Raw genomic sequence first — 24,663 nt, 5'->3', positions numbered from 1 at the left:
TCGTGTGTATCGGTTGGTCTGCCGCAATATTAGTGGATCAGCGCTATCGGCGCACTGATTTTTGTTACCGGGCAACGGGCAGGGGAGGAGGGGCTTTTCGGTTGAGCGGGATCGTGACCCCCAGCCCGATGGTAGGTGTATTGAAGCCATTAAAGTCCAAGGTAGGCTTGATTTCCATGCCGATATCGTCGTCTATATCAAAGCTTTTGAGGTGAGCATCCACGAAAGCTTCCAGGGCCTGCAGGGTGTAGACGAGGAACATGCCCACATAAGCCATCTGTGTGTTTTTGTCAAACTCGTCGCGCAGGGACCGCAATGCCCGTTCATTGTCTATTGAAGTGCCTGAAAATTCATGCTCCATGGTGTCCCGTTTCAGCTCCAAAGCATCCCGCAGCCGCCGGTAGTTAGACTGATTGTAGTCGATGGTGAGCCCCATGCCTACCACAGCACCATAGACCAGGGGCAGTTTCCACCAGCGCTTGTTGTAAATCTGCCCGCCCCCGGGAATAGCCAGGGAGAGGATGGCGGCTTTGCGGGGAGAAGGGTAATCCTGGGTGAACCAGTTCTTCCGTTTGGGCCGTTGTACGGTATCCGTAGCGGTTGCATCTGCGGCAACGATAGCGGTGTCTGGGTATTCCAGGCTAGAGGGTGGAACCTGCCCAGTGAGGGTTGTTGCCCAAAAGAAGAGAGCCGGTGCAAGAAACAGGCGGAAGATGTCAAGCTTGCCCTTCAGTAAGTCATACTGTTCTGATATTTTCATCGGAGCCATATCTGTAAGCTGCGCTTTTTCCAAATTTGAAACTACAAAAGTAACGCAAAAAACGCTCCGGCATTGAAAAAAGGGCGGGTATTGGGAAAGGGTTAACGTTTGAGGGAAGGCTTTTGAGGGCCTTTTGGGTGAGGTCCGTGTGGCTGTTATTGTTTCACATACTCTTCGTAGATATATTTCAAGTCCTCATGAATGCCCCAGCCCAGCCCAAAAGTTTTGCTCTAAAGCCTTTCTTGAAAGGGTCTTCGGGCGGTGTCGGGTAACGGGGCTCCCGGGGCTGTTGCGCAAAGGCCTCCATCTGCTTTTTCATAAGGTAGGGCTTCGATAGCCTCTTCGCTTGACAGGTCAACCCCCATACCGTAAAGCCCATCTTCCTTATCCACATGAAACATCTCACCGCCCCAACTTTCGGCGGTTTCTCCGGTATCCAGTATTGTCCGCGGCTTTACGCGGACAAAATCCCCTCTTTTGAACATTAGATCGATTGATTTTTCCAGCTTCCGCAGCCTCCCTATATCCGCACCTCCAACTCCTCCAACAGCGCATTCAGCTCCTCCACAGAGCCAAAGGGCACCACAATCTGCCCCTTGCCGCCCGCTTCGTCCTTCAGCTTGAGGTCGATGCGTTTGGAGCCCAGTTTGGCACGGAGTTCGTTGAGGATGCGCTGATAGTTGTCGGGCAGGGCCTTTTTCTTTTTGGTCTGCTTGCTATATTCGCGGACCAGGCGCTCGGTGTCCCGGACGCTCAGGCGGCTTTCCAGAACCTTATCGAGGACTTTCTTTTGCAGCAGCTTGTCTGCAATGCCGGCCAGTGCGCGGCCGTGGCCCATGCTAATGCCGCCCGACTTCAGGGCTTGCATCACTTCGAGGTGGACGTCGAGGAGGCGGAGGTAGTTGGTGATGGTAGCCCGCTTTTTGCCGACGCGCTCGGCCAGCATCTCATGGGAGAGGTTGAATTCCTCAATCAGGCGGTGGTAGGAGAAGGCAACCTCCATGGGGTTGAGGTTTTCACGCTGAATATTTTCCACCAGGGCCATCTCGGTCATTTCCTGGTCGCTGGCGATGCGGATGTAGGTGGGAATCTCCTCCAGTTTTGCGAGTTGGGCAGCGCGCCAGCGGCGTTCCCCGGAGATGATCTGGTACTCGTGGTCATTGAAGCGGCGCACGGTGATGGGCTGAATGAGCCCGTAGGTCTTTAGGGAATCGGCCAGTTCCTGCAGGGCTTCCGGCTCGAATTCCTTGCGCGGCTGGTCTGGGTTGGGGGCAATTTGCACCACAGGGATCATCGCTACGGTATTGGCAAGCTCTTTGCTGACGCCCGCCGGGTCATTTTGGATGTCTTCTTCGGTGATGTTGAAGTACGAAAGCCGCCCGCCGCTGCCCGCGCCTTTACCGGCAACGGTGCGCAGGGAGCTTCGCAAATCGTCTGCACTGGTTTTTTTCTTCTTGCTGATGCGTTTGGCCATAGACTTACTTGGTTTTGGGAAAGTGACTAATCGGCATGCAGGGTGGGCACGCCTTCCATCTGATCGTTGTTGTTGGTCAGGAACTCCCGGGCCAGATTGAGGAAGTTGATGCTGCCTCGGCTGCCGGCGTTGAGCATGACCACCGGCATGTGCAGGTTGGGCGCTTCGCCGATCTTTGAGTTGCGGTGGATGATGGTTTCAAATACCTCATCTTCAAACATTTTCTGCACTTCTTCCACCACAATATTGGCCAGCCGCAGGCGGGTGTCGTACATGGACAACAGGATGCCTTCGATTTCCAGATTGGGGTTGATTTTCTTTTGCACCAGGTCGATGGTATCCCGAAGCTTGGACAGGCCTTCCAGCGCAAAAAACTCGCACTGCACTGGTATGAGAATGGAGTCAGCGGCGGTCAGGGCATTCACAGTGATGAGGCCGAGGGAAGGGAGGCAGTCGATGAAGATGTAGTCGTAGTCATCCCGCACTTGGTTCACGACATCCTGCATCAGGAACTCCCGCTTCATCTGGCTGACCAGTTCGATTTCAGCCCCGACCAAATCAATGGTGGAAGGGATGATGTGCAGGTTGGGGGTATCCGTTTCGTAGATGGCCTCCTCCGTTTCCAGTCCGCCCACGAGGCAATCGTAGATGGTCGTTTCGATATCTTCCGGCATCACACCCACGCCGGAAGTGGCGTTGCCCTGGGGATCTGCATCAATGAGCAAGACCTTTTTTTCCAGGATGGCCAGGCTGGCGGCCAGGTTGATGGCGGTGGTGGTTTTGCCTACGCCGCCTTTTTGGTTGGCTATAGCTACGACTTTTCCCATAATCTGATTCCGTGTTGATGGCCCGGCCATATTGTCCGGCCCGCTAAAAAAATGAAGGGTGAAGTAGTGTACTTCGGCGGCTAGGTGTTTGTAACACCTTAGTAACTTCGCAGTACCGTTTCCGGCGTGCTGCGAAAATTTGGTTACCTGGCCGGAAGAACAAAAACGTACTTCACCCTGCTGTGAATGATACTGGTAAATACCGCATCATAGTTCAAGGCTTTCGCCGATTGCAGGCAAAATTAACGCTTTTCCTTTAGCATCAAAAGCTTTTTGCGCGGCCTTGTGGTCAATTTTAATATATCCGAAGGTGTCATAGTGGCAGCCGACTACCCGGTCACAGTCAATGAAATCGCAGGCCATCAGAGCATCTTCGTACCCCATGGTGAAGTTGTCGCCTACGGGCAAAATGGCCACGTCGAGGGCCGGGCAAGTCATAGGGATGAGCTTCATGTCCATGGTCAGGGCGGTGTCGCCGGCAAAGTACAGGCAGCCTTCCTCATTCCAGATGACAAAGCCGCCGGGGTTGCCGCCGTAGGTGCCATCGGGCAATACGCTGGAGTGTACCGCATTGACGTATTTGACAATACCAAAGTCAAATTTGACCTTGCCACCGTGGTTCATGGGGTGTCCCTCCAGCCCCTTTTCTCCGTACCAGCTGACGATCTCAAAGTTGGAAATGATTTTGGCACCGGTACGTTTGGCGATGGGCTCCACGTCCACCACATGGTCCTGATGCCCGTGGGAAACAAGGATGTAGTCGGCTTTTATCTGGTCTACCTCTACCTCAGCTGCTAATTCATTAGGTGAAATAAAAGGGTCAAACAGGATGTGCTTGCCCATCGTTTCCAGCCCGAAGGTGGAGTGGCCGTAGTACGTTAGTTTCACTATTTTTTGCTTTTGGTGATCACTTGATTTTACATAGGCATTAAGATAGGAAAATTGCCTAGAATTGGAAAGTGTTAAACAATTTTGAGCGCCAACTGTGTACTATGTCTGTATTTCAAACGAGCCGCTAAACGAAATTATGATAACCGTTATATCCGGTACCAACCGAAAGGGCAGCGAATGCCTGAATTTTGCGAAATTGTACGCCGATTTGCTGCAAAAGCACACGGAAGAAGAAGTGAAACTGCTGGCGCTGGAGCAAATCCCGCACGACTGGTTCCACGCGGCGATGTATTCCGAACAGTCGCCTTCCGTTGCCGCCCTGCAGGATGAGTACGTGCTGCCGGCGGACAAAATGGTGTTCGTAATGCCAGAGTACAACGGCAGCTACCCGGGGTCGGTGAAGCTTTTCATTGATGCCTGCTCGGTGCGGGAGTACAGCCGTAATTTCCAAAACAAGAAAGCCGCATTGGTGGGTATTGCATCCGGGCGGGCGGGCAATCTGCGCGGGATGGACCACCTTACCGGTGTGCTCAACTACCTGGGCATGACGGTAATGCCCAACAAACTGCCTATCTCCAGCATTTTCAAACTAAAAAACGGCAACGGCGAAATCGCTGATGCGGACACGCTGAAGGTGATGGACGCGCATGCGCGGGCGTTTGTGGGGTATTAGGGTTGTGGTGTTATGGTTTTGTCTTGGCTCAGGCTCAGGTTGAGGTTGGTCCTGTGCCAGTCCTATGGGAGGATGAGGTTGAGACCAGCCGGGGCCCTCTGCAGGGAGCGACAGTGAACTGTTGCCTCGGGGAAGCCATCGGAGTGCCCTCAGCCTTGCTCAGCCAGCGCTCAGGTTGAGGTTGGTCCTGTGCCGGGCCCAGGGGAGGTTGAGGTTGAGACCAGCCGGGGTCATCCGCAGGGAGCGACAGTGAACTGTCGCCTCCGGGAAGCCATCGGAGCGCCCTCAACCTCAACCTTAACCTTAACCTTGATCTCAGCCTCGCTCAGCCTGACTAACTAATACGACAACAGATAAGGCATACGCGCCTGCACACCTTTACTTTCCGCCAGGTCTTTCACCAGCCGGTAATGTTTGTATTGGTCACCCAGCTGATACTTGAGCATCGCCTGTGCGCGGACGTTCTCTTCGCCCAGCCATTGTTCCATCAGTTGCTGAATAGGGTCCTTAACCTTTGGGTAATCGGTAGTTCGGTATTCATCCAGTTCTGCGAGCGTAGCGGCAGCATCAATGGCGCGGTCCAGCCCGCCGAGGGCGTCCACCAGCCCGATTTTGAGGCCTGCATTGCCGGTCCAGACCCGTCCCTGTGCAATCGCGTGGACGGAATCTCTGGGTAGCCCGCGGCCTTCACTTACCCGCTGCAGGAAAGTCTCATACATACTATCGGTACGGATTTGCATCAAACGGGCACCCTGTGGGGACATCGGGAAGAATGGTGTGATGCCGAGGGAGAAATCGCCGGTTTTAACCGTATCGAAGTGGATGCCGAGTTTATCGTTCATCAGATCGCTGGCGTCCGGGATCAGGGAAAAGACGCCGATGGAGCCGGTCAGGGTATTGGGCTCCGCGAAAATCGAGTCGGCTGCTGCGGAGATATAGTAACCTCCGGAGGCGGCGTAGTCGCCCATAGACACCACTACGGGCTTGCCGGCTTCCTGCGTCAGGCGGATTTCCTTCCAGATATTCTCGGATGCCATGGCACTGCCGCCCGGTGAGTTGACCCGGAGCACAATAGCTTTGATGCGGTCGCTTTTGCGGGCCTCTTTGATGTATTTCACGTACTGCTCGTCACCTATCGTGCCCGGTGTGCCATTGCCATCAACGATAGCGCCTTCCGCATAAATAATGGCAATCTTGTCTTTAACGGAGTAGTCTTTGTCTGCTTTGCTGGCTTTAGCGTAGGTGCTCAGGCTTACCCGCTTGATGTCTTCATCTTCTTCCAGTCCGAGGCGGTCGCGCAGGCGGTTCAGGGCAGCGTCCCGGTGGTCGATTACATCAACCAGGCTGCTGCTCAGTGCGCTGTTGGGGTCAATGCCTTCGTAGTCGTTGGCAATCTGCCGGAGTTCAGTCACACTTAGCCCGCGGGCGTCGCTCAGCCCTGTCAGGAAGTGGTTGTACACATCATCCAGATAAGTGCGGATTTGCTGCCGGTTGGCATCGCTCAGTTCATTAAGGCGGTAGGGCTCGGTAGCGCCTTTGAATTTGCCGGCGTAGTAGACCTGCATATTGACGCCGATGCGGTCCAGCATATCTTTGAAGAATGGGATCTGCGTGGAGAAGCCCCGCAAGTCTACAATGCCCAGTGGGTTGAGTATGACCTCATCAGCAGTAGCCGCCAGATAGTAGCCTGCCTGCGTGTAGTAGTCACCGTAGGCGATGATGAATTTGCCCTTTTCCTTGAAATCCACCAGCGCGTCGCGGATCACTCCTGAAGAGGCAAGCCCGATAGCGCTCAATTGCTCCGGCTCCAGAAATATCCCTTTGATGTCATCGTCTTCGGCTGCCCGGTCAATGGCCTCTACGATTGCGGTCAGCCCCAGGGTGCTCTCTGTTTCGAAAGCGAAGGGGTCGATCTCCAGGTTGTTGGTCTGCTCCGGGATAGGGCGGTCGAGGGTTAGGTGGAGCACAGAGTTCGCCTCTACATCCTTTACTTTTTCAGAGGCGCTGATCGCTTGCCCGATCACAAGGGCGCCAATACCCATAAGCAGGAAGAAACCAATGAACAGTCCAAGGCAGGAGGCTAATAAAAATTTCAGAAATTGTCCCATAGAATGGTATGATTATAATCGTTTGTCGTTGTGGCTTTCCGGTGCGTTTGGCTGAATCGTGCGAAGCGATCTGGCATTTTGGTCTTACCCAAACTCGCCAAAAGCCCTTCTCTACTCAACATAACAGCCCGGTTTTACAGGAGGTATAACAGTTGTTTTACGGGTGAGTGTTCTTAACAGCATCCTAAAATACCGGGCTTTTGGAAAGAATACCGTACTTTTTAGATTAACAGAGCTAAAACATAGAGTAAAATGTCAAATTCAGAACCCTATGGCGAATTGATGAGGGCGGAACACTTCATTTTGGTACAAACACCTTATTTTTGAAAAATATTGCCAAAAATCATCACAGGATATTTCTGTTTTGAGGTGTGGCAGAAAAGGGGAGACACATTCTTCGGAATACCTGTTCTGCCATTTTTACTTTATTCTTACTGAGACCACAACTTATGAATCATCCGGCCTGGCAGGCTTTTAAAAGTGTTATACCGCATACTATGAGCACCATTACCAAAAAACTACTGAGCGTACTGGCTTTCCTTATTTTGAGCCTTACCACCTTTGCACAGGATATGAGCGTCGCCACCGGCGGTCCCTTTACGCCTCAGAACCTCATCTCTAATATCTTCCTGGGCGAAGGCGTGGAAGTGCTTGATATCCAATTCAACGGCAACCCTCAGTCCGTTGGTTTCTTCAACCAGGCACAGGACGAAATCGGGATCGACCGGGGCATCGTCATGTCGACTGGTTTTGCGGCTTCTAATGCCGGGACGGGCGTGGATCAGGTGGGAGATGACTTCTCCAATTCCAATATGGGCACGAATCTCGCAGACCCTGATCTGCTGGCCATCACCGGTGGGGTAGAGGTGAATGACCTGGTGCGCTACACCATTACCTTTATTCCAATATCGGACACCCTCCGCTTCAATTACATCTTTGGGTCCGAGGAATACCCGGAGTATGCCTGCTCTAACTTCAACGATGTCTTCGGGTTTTTCATCAGCGGGCCAGGTATCAACGGCCCTTTTACCAATAATGCAGAAAATATTGCGCTCTTGCCCGGCACTGACCTGCCGGTGACGATTAACAACCTCAATTCCGGTACAGTAGGCTCGAATGGGAGCATCGGCAACTGTACACCTCCGGACGGTAGCCTGGATTACTCGGAATTCTATAATGATAACGACAACTCCAATAACCAACCGGTATTCGATGGTTTCTCCAATGTCTTTACGGCTGAAGCGGTGGTACAGCCATGCAGCACTTATACCATCAAGCTGGTGATTGCCGATGTGAGCGACGGGGCTTTCGACTCCGGCGTATTCCTGGAGGCCAAGAGCTTCGGTACGGGCTCCCTGAATGTTGAAGCCGCAACCGTTAGCCTGGACGGATCGGTAGCGGAGGGTTGTGCGGAAGGTTTGCTGACCTTTAGTCTGCCTGGCCCGGTAGAGTCGGATTATCCGATCGACTACCAGATTTTGGGCTCAGCTGAAAATGGCGTGGACTATGCTTTTATCCCTTCCGATCTGTTCATTCCTGCCGGCGACAGTACGATCAGTATTCCAATCATCGCCTTTGAAGATGGTATTGATGAGGGGGAAGAAACCATTCTTATCGACGTGCAGCGGGACCCCTGCAACCGCGATACCATTCCCATCCTCATACGCGAAAACCCACTGATACCGGCTGATTTAGGCCCGGATGTGCAGTTGTGCCTGGGCGATAGCCTGCAGCTGATGGGCGAGCTGCCGGTACCGTTGCCGCCACCGCCTTCCTTTACCAGTACCTCCCCCATCAGTATCCCGGCCAACCCGCCAAATGTGCAGTTGTTTTCCCCGGTGACGGCCATCGGGGTCATCCCGCCCACGCTTGGCCCGGGGGTCATCCAATCGGTTTGTATCGACAGCTTCAACCACCGCTGGATTGATGATATGGACTTTTTCCTCATTGGGCCCAACGATCAGTTTATGGAGCTGGCGACAGATGTGGGCGCCGATGGAGGGAATGCCCTGGGGCAGGACTTCTTTATCGACATGTGCTTTACGCCTGAGGCTACCACCAACATCAACACCTTGCCAGTCAGCGATTTGCCATTCACCGGCAGCTGGGCACCGGAGGGCGTTTGGTCTGACCTCTACGGAGACGATAAGAATTCCAATGGCACCTGGCAGCTCCTGATGATTGACGATACGCCAAGTGCAGGTGGTACGCTGCACAGCTGGACCATCACTTTCAATCCGGTCTACGAAATTACCTACGAATGGCAGCCTGCCGCCGGGCTGAGTTGCGCGGACTGCCCCAATCCGATCGCTACGCCGGATACCTCCACCACCTACATTCTGAATGCCACCGATTCCTACGGCTGTACCACATCAGATACGATTACGGTTGAAGTCATTGAGGGGCCCGAGGCGCCGGCATTGAACTGTGCGAATGTCACAGGCAGCAGTGTCACGGTAGACTGGGAAGAAGTGGCCGGTGCCACTGGCGGATACGAAGTCAATGTGAATGGCGGGCCCTGGATGCCTTCCAATGGCACTACCGATCATACGGTCAGCAACCTGGGCTTTTTGACCAATGTAACTATTGAAGTGCGCGGGGTGGGCGAGTGCCCCGGTTTTTCAAGGACCATCACTTGTCAGACGCTGGATTGTGTGCCTCCAAATGTCACGCTTTTGGATACTACGCCGATCACCTGCAACGGGGGCAGTGACGGAGGCGTAGAGGTGAGCGCCTCAGGCACCGTTGGCCCGTATCAGTTTGCAATGAATGGGGTGGAAAATACAACCGGTATCTTCAATGGCTTAGCTGCCGGGACCTATCAGGTGGCAGTAGTGGATGGTGCTAATTGCGGTACTACCCTAAGTATAACTGTCACCGAGCCTGCACCGCTGGAGATCATCGAGCAAATCACGCCGGTTAGCTGCAAAGATGCTGCTGATGGTAGCATCGCGCTGGAACTTCCGGCACCCAATGGGCCCTACAGTTTCAACTGGGAAGGGCTGGGCACGGACTCCCTGCAAACGGGCTTATCTGCCGGCGATTACCCGGTAGCAATTACAGATGTGACAGGTTGTGTGGCTTTGGACACTCTTACAGTTCCGGAGCCCGACAGCCTTCTGGCCACCGCAATGGTTACGGATATCAGTTGTGCCGGCGATTCCTCGGGTGTGGTCAGCCTTGATCTTACCGGCGGCACCCTGCCGTATCAAATTACCTACGACGGTGGGTTGGTGGCGGTTTCGGATAGCTCAGTGGTGACTGAGATCCCTGCCGGTAGCTATGCTGCGAATATTCAGGATGCCAATGGCTGTGCGCTGACACTGCCCTTTGAAATACAGGAACCCGCACCGCTCACCCTGCAACTATCAGGCACAGATGCGCTTTGTGCGGATAGCCTCAGCGGGCGCGCCGTGGCGGTACCCGGTGGGGGCGTAACTTCGTATAGCTACATTTGGCGAAACGAAGGGGCACTCATCGGCACGGACTCTGTAATTGCGGAGGTGCCGGCCGGCACTTACACCCTGGAGCTGACCGATGGCAACGGTTGCCTTATCACTGATTCTATAAGTATTGGTGAGCCGGACAGCATTGCTTATGAACTGCTGCCTTTCCCTGCCAGTTGTGCTGGCTTGTCAGACGGTGGCGTGGAAGTAAATGCTTCCGGCGGAACGGGTACGCTGATTTACAGTTGGAGCGATATTGGAGTGGGGCCAGAGGACCGTTCTGATCTGGGCAGCGGTACTTATTTTCTGACCATCACGGACGACAATAATTGCACGGTAGCCGATAGTTTCTCCGTAACACAACCGGAAATTCTGCTGAATACAACGGAGACAACCCCTACGCAGTGCAACGGTGATGCTTCAGGCACGGCAAGGGTGATTCCGGAAGGGGGCACCGGGCCTTATACCTATTTGTGGGAAGATGGGCAACAGGATTCCATTGCCACAGGTCTGTTGGCAGGCCCCATTGAGGTAACGGTGACGGATGCCAACGGTTGTACGGCATTGGATACAGTCGTCGTTGCGGAAGCCACTGAATTAGCCTTATCCTTTGCGACCAATAACCCGCTTTGCCAGGGCACGCCTACCGGCAGTATTACAGTGACCCCGGAAGGAGGAGCAGGAGACTACACCTTTGCCTGGAGCGATCAGCAAAGTACGGCTACGGCTTCCAATCTTATGGCGGGGACCTACGCCCTCACCGTCACGGATGCCAACGGTTGTAGCTTAACAGACTCCGTCACCCTGCAAGATCCTGAGGTGCTGAGTTCTTCCACCAATTCGACAATGGCTACCTGTTTACCGGAGCCCGATGGTTCTGCCACGGTAGTCGTTGGGGGAGGCACCCCTGGTTATGAATATGAATGGAGCAATGGACAGACTGTTCCGGTGGCTCAGGGGTTGAATGAAGGCATGTACATGGTCACCGTTTCTGATGCTAATGAGTGTACGATCGTGGATACGGCTTTTGTGGATGGCATTCCGGAGCTGGACCTGGATTTTACAACCGCACAAGCCTCCTGCAATGGCGCTGCAGATGGTTCCATCACTCTTACCCCGAGCGGAGGCGATGGCAACTACACGTACAGCTGGAGCAACGGTCTGCCCGCACAGCCTGACCAAACGGGTCTTGAAAGTGGTGTTTACGGGCTTACGCTTACGGATGGCTTAGGTTGTGAAGTGACAGCCTCAATCACTGTCGCCCAGCCCTCCGCCATTGTCATTACCGCTGATGTTGACCGGGTAACCTGCTCAGGTGGCGAAGACGGGCAAATTGCCCTAACCGTCACCGGTGGCACCCCACCTTACACCACCACCTGGAGCAACGGCGCAACGGGCCTGAATATTGACAATCTTGGCTTGGGTACCTACACCGCAACGGTACGTGATGCCAATAACTGTGTGGCTACTTTGGATGTAGCCGTAGCTGAATCCAGCCCCATCAACCTGTTTAGCGAGATGACGGAGGTGGAGTGTTTCGGCGAGCGAAGCGGAGGGGCTTCCATTAATGTATCCGGAGGTCTGCCCCCTTATACGTACCTCTGGTCAAACGGGGGGACGGACTCCCTGATCACCGGTGTGGCTGCGGGTGCCTACACGGTATCCATCACAGATGCAGCCAACTGCACCCAAACGGAGACCATTGTCATTGAACAGCCCGATACGGCATTAACGGCAAATGTGGAAGCACTGGATGTGAGCTGTTTCGGCGATCAAGATGGCCGCATTGAGATTTCGGCAAGCGGCGGAACGCCGACCTATCGCTACTCCATAGACGGAGGGGCTTTTTTCTCCGGCACTTCCACCTTCATCGGACTGGAGCCCGGCACCTACGATATTCAGATTACAGACGCCAACGACTGCCGCTTCTTAGCCGAAAATGCCGTCATTGGTGAGCCGGATGAAATCATCGTAGACCTTGGAGGCACCCAATCCATCAATTACGGGGATTCGCTCCGGCTCAACCCGGAGATTACCGGTGGTTTGTCGCCCTTTGGATATGAATGGTTCCCTAAGGACTCCTCCATTCTGAGCTGTTTCCGCTGCAGCGCGCCTCTGGCTACCGTTGAGTTTCAGCGGAGCATACAGGTGATTGTCACGGATATCGCCGGGTGTACCGGAGAAGCGATCATGACGCTGTACGCCCGGAAATTCCGCCCTGTAGAGGTGCCAACTGGCTTTACGCCCAATGGCGATGGCAACAACGACATCCTCAGCGTGTTGGCGCGCGAAGATATCGAAGTAGACATTCTGACCTTCCGCATTTTCGACCGCTGGGGCGAGTTGGTCTTCGAGCGCAAGGATATCCAACCCAATCAGACGGCTGAAGGCTGGGATGGCGACTACCGCGGGGCGCTGGCACAGCCGGGCGTATACCTGTGGGTCGTGGAAGTGGAATATGCGGATGGGCTTACAGAGGTCTTCAAAGGGCAGACGACACTTATTCGTTAAAAAAGTTAATTATGAACCGCATTCTAATCATCCTAATGGCCTTGAGCGCCGCTTTTTGTTCAAAGAACCCCACATCGGGTTCGGAGGCGGCGGCTACTGCTGAGGCTGGTCTTGAAAAGCCCGCTTACGCCATCGTCATCCACGGTGGGGCAGGGACGATCCTGCCGGAAAATATCACCGGAGAACAGGAAGCCGCTTATCGGGAAGCCCTGAACACCGCTCTGACGATTGGGGAAGACATTCTCAAAGCCGGGGGCAGCAGCCGGGATGCGGTGGAGCAAACGATCATTTTCCTGGAAGATTCTCCCCTGTTTAATGCCGGCAAAGGAGCGGTCTTTACCAGCGATGGGCAAAATGAGCTCGACGCCTCCATTATGGATGGCGCAACACTAAATGCGGGTGCTGTGGGTGGATTGCACCACGTGCGCAACCCCATCCGGGCCGCGCGGGCGGTACTGGAGCATTCGAGGCACGTACTGCTTACGGGGGCGGGTGCAGAAACATTTGCCATCGAGCAGGGGCTGGATACCGTCGCTGCCGATTATTTCTACACCGAAAGCCGGTGGAAGGCCCTGCAACGTGCCCGGGCGGCGGAGAACCAAAAAAGTGGCGCCTTGCTGCCTGTGGATTATAAATACGGCACTGTAGGCTGTGTGGCCCTGGATAAAAGTGGCAATATCACAGCGGGGACTTCCACCGGAGGAATGACCAATAAACGTTACGGGCGGTTCGGTGACGTCCCGGTGATCGGCGCTGGTACTTACGCGGATAATGCCACCTGTGGGGTGTCCTGTACCGGGCACGGAGAGTATTTTATCCGGTACGCCGTCGGGCACGATATGACGGCACTAATGGCCTACAAGGGGATGAGCCTGGAAGCGGCAGGGCAGCATATTATCCACGAAAAACTGAAGGAGGCGGGCGGTGCAGGCGGGCTTATTGCCATCGACAAAAACGGCAACATTACGATGCCATTTAACACCCCCGGCATGTACCGTGGGTATGCCCGCCCGGGCGAGCGTGAAGTGGGCTTGTTTGGCGAAATGGTGGAATAAAGGGTTCTGGCAAACGCTCTGAAATCTGCACTAAAACTGTAGCATTTCCCGTGCTTCGCGTGCATCAGCAGGTTGTCCGAGCACTTCCATCTCAAGGGTCGCAGGCTTTCCTGGCTTCTGATTGATGCGGCGGAGTTGAGCGGACCGGAGTACCGCGATTTCGTTATCCGGTGTAACCACCCAAATCAGGTTGTCGGCATTCTGGTTGAGGCCTTCCACCACCTCGCTGCCAGAGTAGAACTGGTAAATGGTGTTTTTACTCTTGTCCACCAGATACATTTTATCCTTCTGGTAAGTATTGCCGTATTGGTCCTTGTACTTCGCCTTCAGGGGCTGAGTGGACACCGGTACCGGGCGGGCACAGTTCCATACGCCGAGCTTATCTGCTTTAAACCTGTTCATGACCTTATGGCGGACCAAATGTTGCAGGTCGCGGGCGTTTTCTTCTCCGGCAATCGTTTCATCGTAGCTGGCAATGGCGGCTTGCTTTTCCTGTTCTGCCGTTTCAATGATGACGGCCCGTTCTTCGCTCAGGAGAGCTTCCCGTTCTGCCATCGTCTTCTGATAGGCGGTTAACTCTTCACTGTACCGGTCCAATGCGTTTTGATAGTCCTCACCCATCAGTACAGGGCTGACAATCAGGGTGACTTGGTTTTTCGGATGGATCAAGGTCAGCTCATAGTCCCGGTTGTTGATTGGGCGGATGCTGACGGACTCCCATTCCACCGCAAAGGCTCTGGAATCGTAGGCCGGGCTGTCTTCCGAAATTTGCCAGATGACATTCTGATACATCTGCTGTAATTGCGCCAGCTCACTTTGCACCTGTCCGTTCCGGGAATCTTCCACCTGTACGGAGCCATCCAGGAAGTTGAGCTCAAGTGTAGGGCGGTCGCCGCTGGCTTGTACCGGGCGCAGAGGTTTTATTGGGGAGGGAATACTGCCCTCGAGCGTAGACAATCGTTTTTCCTTGCGGGCTTCGATGACCTGCAGTTCATTAAGCAGGGTATTTTTTTCTTTCTGGTAAGGATCGTTTGCCATCGTCTGCCCGTCCGCCATCAGTTGCAGCTGATCGATATCCTGATAGCGCCATTGATTGATCAGGGTATCGAGGAAATATACATTATAGGCGGGCGGTGAATTGAGCTGGTCCGCCCGGATCAGGATTTCAGAAGCGAGTTCGATATCAATTTTCTTACCTACTGCCAGCTGAACCCGCTGTCCATCCTGCTCGGCGTAAAGCTCAATCATGCCAGCTGACTCGAGCTGATATGCGTTGCCGGCGGAATCGTAGCGCATGGGGATGCCCGAAGTGAAGAAGTCCACATAATCGTGCATCTCGCGGTAAAACACATCCACCTCTCCACCAATGAGCTGACCGTAATCATTGGCAAAGGCTGCGGCAGGGACTACCAACTTTGACCCGCTGGGGTACTCGTAAACGCCACCCTTAGCCGTATTCACCCGGAAATTGGCGAAAGCCGGTGCGGCCAGAGATTCGATAGGCTGATCGATGAACGGTTGCTCAGCCAGGAAAGCGGTATTGCTCATTGGAGGCACTGTTTCACCAGAGAAAAAGGCAGCTCGCACCCCAATTACAAGCAAGGCAACGGCAGCTACAGCACTCAGGCCCCGAAAGACCAGCTTCCGGATCTTTGCCGTTTGCTGTGCCCGTTGTGCAGCGTGGTACTGCCCCAACAGCGCATCGAAGTCGCGGTGCTTGTCGATGTCTGATTTGGAAGGCAGATCCGGGTTGAATTTAAAATTGTAGTTTTTCCTCATGGTTGCTGGTTTTGCAGCCCGGTCCGGGGCGTCCAACAGGCATAATGTCCAGGCGCGGTGTTTACCCTTGGTTTTGTAGTTAGGGGATACCTCATTCGCCCAGATTTTTCTTTATACGGTTCAGAATCCGGAAAGTCTTCACTTTGGCGTAGTTTTCCGTAATTCCCAATATTTCGCCAACTTCTTTATACGGGCGCTCCTCGAAGAAACGCAGTTCAATTATTTGAAGATCCTCCTCCTTCAGCGAGTCCAGTGCCTGAACAAGCAGGGGCGTGAGATCTTCCGGTATTTCCTGGCCGATTTCTTCGGCCAGGTGCGACAGGGGGGCGTCTTCAATAGTGACCACCCTGTTTTTATTGGCTTTTCGGAAATGCTGAGCGATTTCATTACTGGCAATCCGATAGAGCCATGCCGAGAAAGGTACACCCTGGTATTCGTAACGGTGGATTTTCTGCATAGCTTTGAGGAATACCTGCGAACAGAGGTCTGCCGTCAGCATCTCATCAGTAGTCCGGCGAAAAATGTATAGATAGATGGGCTCGTGGTAGCGCTCATAGAGGGGCCTGAACATAGCGGGGTCCTTCTGAGCAGCCTGCACTTCAAGCCACTCTTCCTGCATGTCTGCTTCTGAGACCGTCCGCTTGGGCGCACTCATAGGAATGGTTTTTGCAAAAGAACGGCTTAATTGCAAATTCGATAGCATCTATCATACATTTTTTCCGAAAGCCAGGCGCTTGCCGTCAGGCTAATGTTCCAATTGGGTTATAAAAGCCCCGGGGCATCCAATTAATTAGGAACATCGGAAAAACCTGTCCCTAAAATTTGGTTCGTTGCCTTCATAATGCGGGAGGTGGGATTGGTTACAGGGAGGTGGAAACTTTCTGCTTTTGATTTTGGAAGGCATATCTTATCTTTAGTTGGTGACTACTAAATCAGATCATGTCCTTCAATATGGCTGGTAATGAACTCCGTCCCTTTTGGGCCAGGTACTTTCCGTGGAACTGGAAGTTTGGAATAGCTTTACTTCTTATGATTTGTATTCCACGGTTTGTGTTGGTCCTGGAAGCCAATCAAACGGGGAACTATGCTTCGATTGGCTTGATTATGCTGATTTCCGCTTTGATTCCTTTTCTTTTTCTAAGCAGGCAGGGCAGGCAAAAAATCGGAATTCGACGCGCTCAAAGGTGGTCAGTCTTGGTTCCCGCTTTTGCATTTGGGATAGCCGCCAGTTTCATTTTGTACGCAATAGGATACGGGTTATATGGGGATACTGACCAGAACTGGTACCAATATATCGGCAGATCCTACGGTATTCCGGAAGGTATTGCCAGTCAGGAGAAGTTCATTTTCTTCCTCATCGTTGCCATCACGGGTATGCTGTTTAGCCCGGTTGGGGAGGAACTGTTCTTCAGGGGCGTGGTTCATGGTAGTTTTGCCGCCTCAGTTGGGGAGCGGCGGGCATCAATTGTAGACAGCGCTGCCTTTGCCTTTACGCATATAGCCCATTTTGGTTGGGTGTTCGTTGATGGGAAGTGGCAGTTTTTTACAGTACCTGCGATAGTATGGGTGTTAAGTATGTTCCTCGTTAGCGTGTTATTTTTCAGGATGAAAAAGCAATCCGGTTCTCTGCTTGGTGCGATTTGTTGCCATGCCGGTTTTAATCTGGGGATGATTTACACTATTTTTTACTGGCTTTGATGGAGCGCAATAGGTACCATAACTATTATTTCCACCCTTCCGCTCTGCCCCTGTATTTAAGCAAAAATCAGTAATTTGCTGTGGCAAAATGATAACGATGAACAGGAATGTAACAAGAGTCCTCTGGATAGCCGGTGCTTGGGTACTAGTGTCTGTATTTCAGATCCTAATGATCTATTCATCGTTCCTAATGTTTGATTGCACACCGATAGGCTTTGATTTAAAAATTTATTTCAAGAGTAGCTTGCTAACGGGAGTCATTGCCGGAGTGCTTGGCGGAAGTTTGATGGTTTTCGGTTGGGAAAAATGGCTCAGGAAAAAAAGTTATGGGGCTGCCCTGATCGATATCCTGTTATCCTATATCTTGGTTTACCTGCTCGTTAGCTTCATTAATGGCATCTTTTTTAATACCTATGAAAAAGATATGCCATTCTTTAGCAAGGAGGTACTGATTGGAGTGATAGATTTTCTTTTAAATGTTGGAAACCTTCAGAGTTTCGTATTCTGGCTCCTCACCGTACTTATCACTATGGTGTTTTTGCAGGTTAGTGATAAGTATGGGCCAGGTGTTTTTTTGTCCTTTTTACTCGGGAAGTACTTTAGGCCCAAACGGGAGGAGCGCATCTTTATGTTTTTGGATTTGCGCGCTTCCACTACCATTGCAGAGCAACTTGGAGAAAAGCGCTACTTCAATTTTATCCGGCAGGTTTTTGCAGATGTGACCCCTTCGATCATTAATTCGAGGGGGCAGATATATCAGTACGTTGGTGATGAAATAGTCATTACCTGGAATTTAGAGGAGGGTTTTAATAAAGCCAACTGCGTACAATGCTTTTTTGATATCCGGGATGTGCTAAGAAAAAGAGCGGCTTTTTATGAGGATAAATATGACAACATCCGGCCTACGTTCAAGGCAGGGGTGCATTTCGGGCATGTGATGGCAGGTGAAGTTGGCGTGGTCAAGCGAGATATTGCCTATTCTGGAGATGTTCTAAATACCACAGCCCGAATTCAATCCAAATGCAATGAATTTGGCGTTGACCTGTTGATTTCCAAAGCGTTGTTCAATAAGCTTGGTCAGGTGCTGGATGCTTTTTCGGCAAAAGAGATGGGCTGCATTCTGTTGCGAGGCAAGCAGGAAAACGTTGTTTTATATGCAGTGGCAGATTAGATGGGTATTCCGGTCAGATCATTTTGCTGACCATTTTCCTCTGAGCCTTTTTTCTTTTTTATCCTGGGGGCAGATTTATGTCGGTGGATGGGCCGATAGCTTATAGGGGTAAGGTGTAACAGGCCTGCTTTAAAACCAAGCCCCCACGAAACTTCGTACCTTGTCCGTATGAAGACAGCCTTATTCACCCTGCTTTGCCTGGGAGCGGCCTTGCTGCCTGTACAAGCTCAGGAGGACACTACATCGCAATCCGATTCCCGTTTGGTGGCCCTGCCCATTGTCTTCCTGACTCCGGAAACAAGCTGGGGCTTTGGGGCAGCCGGGATTTATACCTTCCGGCTACCGGGAGAAGCGCCGGACAGCCGGCCTTCGCAGCTGCAACTGGGCGGAGCTTATACGTTGGAAAATCAGATATTGTCTTATCTCCCATTCCAAATCTTTGCCAAAGCAGAGGCTTACAACATCTACGGAGAATTAGGCTATTACCGGTATACCTATTTCTATTACGGTATCGGTAACGAGTTTGAAGATTACGAAGGGGAATTATTTGACCTGAGTTTCCCAAGAGTACGCCTTAATGCAGCGCGGAAGTTTTGGGGAGATTGGTACGTTGGCTTCCGCTATTGGCTGGATGATATGCAGGTAGGCGGGCTGCAACCGGGAGGCTTGCTGGACGGGGAGTCAACCGTCGGCCAATCGGGCGGATTGCTTTCAGCGGCGGGCGGTTTTGTGCTCCTGGATCAGCGGAATAATGTTTTTTACCCTACTGCCGGGCATTATTTTGAACTTGGCGCCATTAACAGCGGTTCCCGCACCGGAAGCCGGTTTGATTTTACCAAATTTGCTTTGGATGCTCGGAAGTACTGGTCTACAGGTGAGGATGCCGTCTTTGCCCTTAATGCCTATTTGGAGTTCAATACCGGAGCACCACCTTTTACTCACCTGGCCCTCATGGGCGGTACCCGGCGGATGAGAGGCTACTACGAGGGGCGTTATCGAGACCGGCAGATGGCGATTTTGCAGGGCGGTTACCGCTTTCCGCTGTTCTGGCGGCTTAAGGGCGCCATTTTTGGAGGATTGGGCAACGTGGCGGGTGAGATATCCGGGTTTCAGCTGCAAAATACCCGGTGGACAGCCGGACTTGGACTACGATTTTTGCTGCTGGAAGCGGAGCAGGTACATGTGCGCCTGGACTATGGTTTTGCGGCCGGCAGCAGTGGCTTTTACCTCACAGTGGGGGAAGCCTTTTAAAAATAGACTATGACAGTAAGTATTATTATTCCCGCCCTGAACGAAGCGGAGGAAATCGGAAAGGTAGTCACTCATCTGTGCGAAAATGCTGACCACCGCTTGGTAGACCTCCTGGTGGTGGATGGAGGTAGCACAGACGACACTACAGGTGCTGCTGAGGCGGCTGGGGCAACCGTACTGGCTGCTCCACAGAAAGGGCGGTCCCGGCAAATGAATTATGGCGTGCGGCAGAGTAGGGGGGAGGTGCTTTATTTTGTACATGCAGATACGCTACCACCGGCTACCTATCTGGATGACATTGCAGCAGCCAGAGCAGAAGGCTACCCTATCGGGTCTTACCAATCGGTTTACGATACGGATCACCGACTTTTAAAAATCAACGCCTATTTCACGCGGTTTGATTTTATGTGGTGCCGGGGCGGCGATCAGTCGATTTATGTAGACCGCACTGTTTTTGAAGCCTTTGGCGGTTACCGGGAGGATTATCAAATTATGGAGGAGTATGACTTTATGCAGCGGGTACGCAAAGAGCATCCGTTTAAAATTATGCCTAAGGCTACGCTGATCTCTGCGCGCAAGTACGAAGAAAACAACTATATGCGTGTGCAACTCGCCAATCTAATCGTATTCAATATGTACCGGCTGGGCTTTTCTCAGGAGCGATTGGCCAATACCTACTGCAGGCTTTTGAATTATCGTTAACTTTACCCTCTCATTCACCAACGGAGAGCCTACATGTTGTACTCGTTTGTGCGGCCGATTGCCCGTTTGGGGCTGCGGGTCTTTTACCGGAAAATCTACGTTTCCCATGCAGAACGTATGCCAAGGGATAAGCCGGTTTTTCTAGCTTCCAACCATCCTACTGCCTTTATTGAGCCTTGTTTGATGGCTTGTTTTCTGGACCGCCCGCTCTTTTTTCTCGTACGCGGCAATCTGTTTCAGAAAAAGGTTTTTGATACCCTGCTGCGGGGCCTGAATATGCTGCCCATTTACCGCCGCAAGGACGGAGGCTACAGCAAAGTGAAGAACAACTACGAGACGTTTCAATCCGTTTTCAGCGCACTGCATGACAATCGTACCGTCATGATCCTCATCGAGGGGAGCACCATTCAGGTCAAACGGTTGCGCCCGCTCAAAAAGGGGACCGCCCGCATGGCTTTTGGGGCTATTGAGGCGTATGACCTGGAGGAGGTGTACATCGTGCCGGGCGGCGTGAACTTTACCTACGCAGAGCGCCCCCGGTCCGAAGTTATGATTGAAATCGGTGAGCCAGTAAAGGCTAAGGACTACCTGGAGGATTACCTACATAATGCCAACAAAGCCATCATGGACCTCACCAATGCCGTCCGGCCGGCCCTGGAGGACTGCCTGGTTCATGTAGAGGACCCTGAAAATGACGCGCTGGTGGAAGGCTTGCTGCGAATGCACCGGAGTACTTTTGAGGAATCGCGTTTTTCGGTTCTTTCGAAAGACCCTGCCCGTTTTGAGATGGAAAAAGCGGTGGCTCAAAAAATAAACGCCGCTGATGAAGTTGCCCTGCCCGAATTGCGGGAAGCGGTAGCAGACTATATAGAACACCTGGGGCAATTCGGTTTGGAAGACCGTACACTGATGCAGCGTAAGCAACCTCCCCCTGCCTGGCCGCTGTGGCTGAGCTTCCCTGTGTTCTTACTGGGGTACGCTTTCAATAAACCCCTAACCTTACCCGGAAAATATATTTCCGAGACACGTGTGAAAACGCATGAATTTGTGATGCCAGTGCGCTGGGCTGCCAGCCTTGGCGTATACCTGCTCACAACAATAGCCGTGGTGGTGGTAACTCTGGCTACCCAGTGGTGGTGGCTTTCTCTGGCGTATGTGGGGCTGTTGCTGGCAGGCCAGTACGCCTTATATTACCTTGAATACCGGGCGGAGTACCGGCAGCACCAACGATTGAAAATCGTTCCGGAAAAGCAGCTGGAAGCCCTGCTGCAACGGCGGGCATTAGTAATGGAGCTGTACAACAACCTAAAGCCTAAATACGAAAGCGCCTGATCTTCGTCCCCCCTTTGCGCAAAGAGAAGCGGCATGCTCCTGGTGTGGGAACATGCCGCTTTGCATTTAACTGAAAAAAGGGAGACTGTCAGGTAAATAGTTACACTTAGAACTTGTGGCTGATGCCCACGCTTACAGAAACGCCTGGGTTCACCCGGTTGAAGACCTGTGGTGTCGCCTCAAAGGACTGGTAGAAGCTTTCCACCTCGTCATTCAGAATATTGTTGATACCAAAGTCGAGGGTAGTATTCTGCTCTTCACCCAGCTTTTTGTTGAAGCTGAAATTCAGGCTGTGGAAGGGTTGGAAGAAAACATCCGGATAAAGCCCCGTACCCACAATTTGTAGGGTTTCTCCTTTAACATTATAGAAGAAGCCCGCGTCAATGCCTTTGTCACGGTTGCCGTAGGTCACACCTGCGTTGATAACGTAAGGTGCCTGGCCGGCCATTTGGCGGGTATTCTCGATGGTTTGCCCGTCGCGCTCGAACAACTGACGGTTGTTGAATTCCGCATCTGTCATATCAATTTGAGACTCTACCACTGTGACATTTCCGCTAAAGGAGAAGTTCTCCAGCGCAGGAGAAATGAAGTTCAGCTTTTTGCGTACTTCAAATTCCAATCCGAAGAGTTGCCCGTCACCCACGTTCCGGGGCTGGAACTCCGCACTAGTGGCGGCCTGAGGCAGCCGTACCAATTCGATGGGCTGATCGAATCGCTTGTAGAAAGCGCTAACGGAGAAGATTTGTCCACCCTCCATAAACAGCTCCCAGCGCAGGTCGATGTTATCAATACGGGTCGCTACCAGATTGCCATCCCAGTCCCCGAGGCTAAATAAGCTACCATTGAAAATCCGGTTGGTTACCGGGTCTAGGATCTGAGCAAAGGACAGCTCTTTGAAGGAAGGCCGCGCAATAGTCCGGGAGTAAGCCGCACGCAGATTCTGCTCCTCCTGCAGGCTGTAAATTAAATTGACAGAAGGGAAAAAGTCCAGGTCATCCAGGACCTTTTCGTTGTCCAGGTTGTTCCCGCCCGGGTCTCCACTGGAAAAGCGCTGGTCCCGGCCGGTATGGCGCTGAACGTAGTTTTCCGCACGTACACCAACAATCGTTTTCAGGCCTGGGAACAGGTCCGCTTCGTTGGAAACGTACAATCCGGTATTGCTTACCGTTGAATTATACTGGTTCGGATTAGGAATATTATTACCCGACTGATAATAAATGTTGCCAGTAGGGAATAGATTTTCATCTACAAGGACATCATTTGGGATCGGATCAAAAGAAGTGCTGCCTCCGAAGAACTGAACGTCATAGAAAAGGATTTCGTAGTCCCGTTCCTTAAAGGTATAAGCGCCTCCAAACTTGAACCGGGCATCTTCACCCCGGAAGGTGTACTGCTTAGTGATGTCTACTTTTCCGACGAGGTTAATTTCATCCAGGTAGCGCCAGATCCGTGAAGGGTTACCCCCTGCACCAGCTACGAAGTTGGTGTCAACCGGAGATACCGTGAAGGCCGTCTTACGAATATCGGGATCATCAGAGGTAGAGATGGTCGCAGCAGTACGCCAGTCCACTTCCCATCCTTTGTCACCTAGCACGTGTGTACCATTCAACAGGAAGTTGGTCAAAGAGCGCTGATTGTATTCCAGGTTGTCAGATAATGCAATGTATCCGGACTGGCCAATTGCATCACCGTTGTTGTCGATTACGAACTGACCGGCACGCTTTTCACCATTTTGAAGGCGCATAGCGGTCAGGCGGTACTTAGAGTACTGAGTTTTGTAAGCAAGACCTGCAAGGCCTCCAATCAGAATACTTTGTTCACCGAGTTGTCCAAACTGATCGTTGGCATAGATCATCTCGTAATCTGCGGGGTCTGTCACCCGCTGATATTCCCCATAGAAAACATCGTCGTAGTAGGTATAATCATTGCGATAGGAGAGGGAAAAGATGTAGCCCAATTTGCCCTCCTTTTCATTATCAAGGTCAATCTGATTTCCGAGTGATACGCTAGCGCTGTAATCGAGCAAACTGGTTTGGCGATTGGCACCCAGCTCCGGGTTAAAGCTGCGGATGAAATCACCCACCTCTCTGTCAGAGTTTCCGCTAATTGGGGTGGGGATATTGGCAGATTCGGCACCAGAAGGCAGTGCCCGTGCGCCATCATCAAAGCCAAGAAAATCAGTGCCTCCTCCATCGTAGGTCAGGAAATCATTGGTCAGGTTCATTTGAGGATTGTAACCAAGGCTTACGGATGCGGAGACAATGCGCTCTTCCGGGAAGTCTTTGGTTTCAATGTTTAGCAGGCCACCCGTAAAGTCGGCCGGCATATCAGCTGTGAAGTTTTTGCTGACGACAAGGTTGTCGATTAGGTTGGTGGGAAAGATATCCATCTGAATCGTGTTCCGATCGGGGTCCAGGCCCGGGATATCAACACCATTAAGGGTCGTCTTGGAGTAACGGTCACCCAGGCCACGAACGTAGACGTACTTGCCTCCTTCGATGGAAACACCGGTTACGCGCTTGGCCGCTTCCACTGCAGTAGCATCCCCTGTCAGCTGCATGCGAGCGGAAGAAATACCGTCCAGCATGGCAGGCGCTTTCTTCTTGATGGTCATCAGTGCGGCTTCCGTTGTGCGAATGGCCTTGGCGGTGACTACCACCTCGTCCAATTGTTTCGTATCGTCACCAAGACGTATCTCGCCCAGTGAATTTACGCCACCTGCGACCACTTCAATATCGGAAATTGTCAGGGTCTGAAAGCCAATGTAGGATATCTGTACTTCATAAGTACCGGGAGTGATTTCGATAGAAAACTTACCGTCAAGGTCCGTAACCGTTCCCCGGTCCGTATTTTTCACCAGCACGTTGGCTCCAATAATGGTAAACCCGCTCTCGTCTTCGATTACGGTACCCCGGATGGTGCCGTTTTGAGCAGTTGCAAACAGTGCAGTGAATAGAAATAGGATAGTTAAAAGCTGCCTCATGT

General features: G+C 52.3%; 17 protein-coding genes. 8 read left to right on the top strand and 9 right to left on the bottom strand.

The features are described 5' to 3' along the window. Positions 1 to 64 precede the first annotated feature (64 nt). The 5 genes from MRY86_RS06470 to MRY86_RS06450 form a co-directional block, all read right to left on the bottom strand. Positions 65 to 760 carry a DUF5683 domain-containing protein gene (locus MRY86_RS06470; protein WP_293563996.1) on the bottom strand — a complete coding sequence of 232 codons (696 nt, stop codon included), beginning with the start codon at positions 758 to 760 and terminating at the stop codon, positions 65 to 67. Positions 761 to 990: 230 nt separating this feature from the next. Beyond that, positions 991 to 1,245, bottom strand: coding sequence for a hypothetical protein (locus MRY86_RS06465; protein ID WP_293563995.1), 255 nt, complete (start codon positions 1,243 to 1,245; stop codon positions 991 to 993). Between the two features lie 35 nt (positions 1,246 to 1,280). Continuing rightward, entirely contained in the window at positions 1,281 to 2,234 is a 954-nt protein-coding gene (locus tag MRY86_RS06460; RefSeq protein ID WP_293563993.1) for a ParB/RepB/Spo0J family partition protein, read from the bottom strand. Positions 2,235 to 2,260: 26 nt separating this feature from the next. Next, on the bottom strand, positions 2,261 to 3,061 hold the full coding sequence (locus MRY86_RS06455) for an AAA family ATPase (protein WP_293563991.1): 801 nt from the start codon (positions 3,059 to 3,061) through the stop codon (positions 2,261 to 2,263). A gap of 207 nt (positions 3,062 to 3,268) precedes the next feature. Next, entirely contained in the window at positions 3,269 to 3,949 is a 681-nt protein-coding gene (locus MRY86_RS06450) for a metal-dependent hydrolase (protein WP_293563989.1), read from the bottom strand. 139 nt (positions 3,950 to 4,088) lie between these two features. Here MRY86_RS06450 and MRY86_RS06445 point away from each other — a divergent pair, with 139 nt between their 5' ends. Next, positions 4,089 to 4,625, top strand: coding sequence for an NAD(P)H-dependent oxidoreductase (locus MRY86_RS06445; protein WP_293563987.1), 537 nt, complete (start codon positions 4,089 to 4,091; stop codon positions 4,623 to 4,625). 338 nt (positions 4,626 to 4,963) lie between these two features. On the opposite strand, the gene sppA is transcribed toward MRY86_RS06445, so the two are convergent. Further along, on the bottom strand, positions 4,964 to 6,733 hold the full coding sequence (gene sppA, locus MRY86_RS06440; protein WP_293563985.1) for a signal peptide peptidase SppA: 1,770 nt from the start codon (positions 6,731 to 6,733) through the stop codon (positions 4,964 to 4,966). A gap of 497 nt (positions 6,734 to 7,230) precedes the next feature. Between sppA and MRY86_RS06435 the strand changes: the two genes are divergently transcribed. After that, positions 7,231 to 12,690: a choice-of-anchor L domain-containing protein gene (locus MRY86_RS06435; RefSeq protein WP_293563983.1), complete on the top strand. Its 5,460-nt coding sequence runs from the start codon at positions 7,231 to 7,233 to the stop codon at positions 12,688 to 12,690. A gap of 11 nt (positions 12,691 to 12,701) precedes the next feature. Continuing rightward, positions 12,702 to 13,745, top strand: a complete 1,044-nt coding sequence (locus tag MRY86_RS06430) for an isoaspartyl peptidase/L-asparaginase family protein (RefSeq protein WP_293563981.1) — start codon at positions 12,702 to 12,704, stop codon at positions 13,743 to 13,745. A gap of 30 nt (positions 13,746 to 13,775) precedes the next feature. Here the strand turns inward: MRY86_RS06430 and MRY86_RS06425 are convergent, their stop codons facing one another. Continuing rightward, complete coding sequence (locus MRY86_RS06425; protein WP_293563979.1) at positions 13,776 to 15,524, bottom strand: hypothetical protein; 1,749 nt, start codon at positions 15,522 to 15,524, stop codon at positions 13,776 to 13,778. Between the two features lie 91 nt (positions 15,525 to 15,615). After that, the gene (locus tag MRY86_RS06420; protein ID WP_293563977.1) at positions 15,616 to 16,179 is read right to left on the bottom strand and encodes a sigma-70 family RNA polymerase sigma factor; all 564 of its coding nucleotides are present in this window, start codon (positions 16,177 to 16,179) and stop codon (positions 15,616 to 15,618) included. A 284-nt stretch (positions 16,180 to 16,463) separates the two neighbouring features. Between MRY86_RS06420 and MRY86_RS06415 the strand changes: the two genes are divergently transcribed. From MRY86_RS06415 to MRY86_RS06395, 5 genes are all read left to right on the top strand, one after another. Then, positions 16,464 to 17,222: a CPBP family intramembrane glutamic endopeptidase gene (locus MRY86_RS06415; protein ID WP_293563976.1), complete on the top strand. Its 759-nt coding sequence runs from the start codon at positions 16,464 to 16,466 to the stop codon at positions 17,220 to 17,222. A gap of 88 nt (positions 17,223 to 17,310) precedes the next feature. Next, positions 17,311 to 18,393, top strand: coding sequence for an adenylate/guanylate cyclase domain-containing protein (locus tag MRY86_RS06410; RefSeq protein WP_293563974.1), 1,083 nt, complete (start codon positions 17,311 to 17,313; stop codon positions 18,391 to 18,393). Positions 18,394 to 18,561: 168 nt separating this feature from the next. Next, complete coding sequence (locus tag MRY86_RS06405; RefSeq protein ID WP_293563972.1) at positions 18,562 to 19,644, top strand: BamA/TamA family outer membrane protein; 1,083 nt, start codon at positions 18,562 to 18,564, stop codon at positions 19,642 to 19,644. Positions 19,645 to 19,653: 9 nt separating this feature from the next. After that, positions 19,654 to 20,346 carry a TIGR04283 family arsenosugar biosynthesis glycosyltransferase gene (locus MRY86_RS06400; RefSeq protein ID WP_293563970.1) on the top strand — a complete coding sequence of 231 codons (693 nt, stop codon included), beginning with the start codon at positions 19,654 to 19,656 and terminating at the stop codon, positions 20,344 to 20,346. Between the two features lie 33 nt (positions 20,347 to 20,379). Next, on the top strand, positions 20,380 to 21,678 hold the full coding sequence (locus MRY86_RS06395; RefSeq protein ID WP_293571105.1) for a 1-acyl-sn-glycerol-3-phosphate acyltransferase: 1,299 nt from the start codon (positions 20,380 to 20,382) through the stop codon (positions 21,676 to 21,678). Between the two features lie 106 nt (positions 21,679 to 21,784). On the opposite strand, the gene MRY86_RS06390 is transcribed toward MRY86_RS06395, so the two are convergent. After that, complete coding sequence (locus tag MRY86_RS06390; protein WP_293563966.1) at positions 21,785 to 24,661, bottom strand: TonB-dependent receptor; 2,877 nt, start codon at positions 24,659 to 24,661, stop codon at positions 21,785 to 21,787. Between the last annotated feature and the right edge of the window lie 2 nt (positions 24,662 to 24,663).

It is taken from the genome of Phaeodactylibacter sp. (genome assembly GCF_022763345.1).
Taxonomy (GTDB): domain Bacteria; phylum Bacteroidota; class Bacteroidia; order Chitinophagales; family Saprospiraceae; genus Phaeodactylibacter.
Note: the sequence above shows the minus strand (reverse complement) of the source record. Positions and strands in the feature narration are given on the sequence as shown.

Excerpts from the sequence above, each read along its gene's own strand:
- MRY86_RS06470 (WP_293563996.1), bottom strand. The coding sequence starts at position 760 with ATGAAAATATCAGAACAGTATGACTTACTGAAGGGCAAGCTTGACATC.
- MRY86_RS06465 (WP_293563995.1), bottom strand. The coding sequence starts at position 1,245 with ATGTTCAAAAGAGGGGATTTTGTCCGCGTAAAGCCGCGGACAATACTG.
- MRY86_RS06460 (WP_293563993.1), bottom strand. The coding sequence starts at position 2,234 with ATGGCCAAACGCATCAGCAAGAAGAAAAAAACCAGTGCAGACGATTTG.
- MRY86_RS06455 (WP_293563991.1), bottom strand. The coding sequence starts at position 3,061 with ATGGGAAAAGTCGTAGCTATAGCCAACCAAAAAGGCGGCGTAGGCAAA.
- MRY86_RS06445 (WP_293563987.1), top strand. The coding sequence starts at position 4,089 with ATGATAACCGTTATATCCGGTACCAACCGAAAGGGCAGCGAATGCCTG.
- sppA (WP_293563985.1), bottom strand. The coding sequence starts at position 6,733 with ATGGGACAATTTCTGAAATTTTTATTAGCCTCCTGCCTTGGACTGTTC.
- MRY86_RS06435 (WP_293563983.1), top strand. The coding sequence starts at position 7,231 with ATGAGCACCATTACCAAAAAACTACTGAGCGTACTGGCTTTCCTTATT.
- MRY86_RS06430 (WP_293563981.1), top strand. The coding sequence starts at position 12,702 with ATGAACCGCATTCTAATCATCCTAATGGCCTTGAGCGCCGCTTTTTGT.
- MRY86_RS06425 (WP_293563979.1), bottom strand. The coding sequence starts at position 15,524 with ATGAGGAAAAACTACAATTTTAAATTCAACCCGGATCTGCCTTCCAAA.
- MRY86_RS06420 (WP_293563977.1), bottom strand. The coding sequence starts at position 16,179 with ATGAGTGCGCCCAAGCGGACGGTCTCAGAAGCAGACATGCAGGAAGAG.
- MRY86_RS06415 (WP_293563976.1), top strand. The coding sequence starts at position 16,464 with ATGTCCTTCAATATGGCTGGTAATGAACTCCGTCCCTTTTGGGCCAGG.
- MRY86_RS06410 (WP_293563974.1), top strand. The coding sequence starts at position 17,311 with ATGATAACGATGAACAGGAATGTAACAAGAGTCCTCTGGATAGCCGGT.
- MRY86_RS06405 (WP_293563972.1), top strand. The coding sequence starts at position 18,562 with ATGAAGACAGCCTTATTCACCCTGCTTTGCCTGGGAGCGGCCTTGCTG.
- MRY86_RS06400 (WP_293563970.1), top strand. The coding sequence starts at position 19,654 with ATGACAGTAAGTATTATTATTCCCGCCCTGAACGAAGCGGAGGAAATC.
- MRY86_RS06395 (WP_293571105.1), top strand. The coding sequence starts at position 20,380 with ATGTTGTACTCGTTTGTGCGGCCGATTGCCCGTTTGGGGCTGCGGGTC.
- MRY86_RS06390 (WP_293563966.1), bottom strand. The coding sequence starts at position 24,661 with ATGAGGCAGCTTTTAACTATCCTATTTCTATTCACTGCACTGTTTGCA.